This window comes from Vibrio sp. 1402 (genome assembly GCF_033340275.1).
In genome coordinates this window covers 1-795 of record NZ_JAWOWE010000178.1, presented here as the reverse complement: position 1 = coordinate 795, position 795 = coordinate 1, and the positions used below count along the sequence as shown (strand labels likewise).

Sequence of the window (795 nt, the reverse complement as noted above, 5' to 3'; positions counted from 1 at the left end):
TCACCGGATGCGGTGGTGTAGCTGTAAGCTAAGGTCACGATACTGCCCACAGGTGCCGGATCGCTCAGCGTCACTGTGTGCTCTGTGGTGGTATCGCCTTCTACGACAGTCGCTGGACCTGTCATGGTGACGGTGACCGTATCTTCTGGACCCGGATCCGTTTCATCACTGATGGTGGTGTCAACGAACGCATTGTCTAAGTTCAACGCTTCAAAGATTGGATTGCTGTCGCTGTCCACTATACCCGATACGCTGACGCGGAAGACTTCATCGCCTTCGGCGTAAACATCGTCCACCGTATCGATGGTAAACGTAGCCGTCACACCATCGGCACCAACCACTGCTTGGGTGGTTTCAGTGATGTCATCACCGGATGCAGTGGTGTAGCTGTAAGCTAAGGTCACGATGCTACCGACTGGCGCCGGATCGCTCAGTGTCACGGTGTACTCTGTGGTGGTGTCGCCTTCCACGACATTCGCTGGACCAGTCATGGTGATGGTAACCGTATCTTCTGGCCCTGGGTCGGTTTCATCGCTAATGGTGGTGTCAACAAAGGCATTTGAAACATCTAATGCCTCAAAAATCGGATTGCTGTCGCTATCCACAATGCCCGACACGCTGACGCGGAACACTTCATCGCCTTCGGCATACACATCGTCCACGGTATCGATGGTAAACGTGGCGGTTACGCCATCCGCCCCAATAATCGCTTGGGTGGTTTCGGTGATGTCATCACCGGATGCAGTGGTGTAGCTGTAAGCGAGCGTGACGATGCTACCGACTGGCGCCGGATCG

General features: G+C 54.6%; 1 pseudogene. It reads right to left on the bottom strand.

Annotated elements, in window-relative coordinates:
* Window positions 1-795, bottom strand: a pseudogene (locus R7044_RS24925) (calcium-binding protein); the annotation flags it as partial.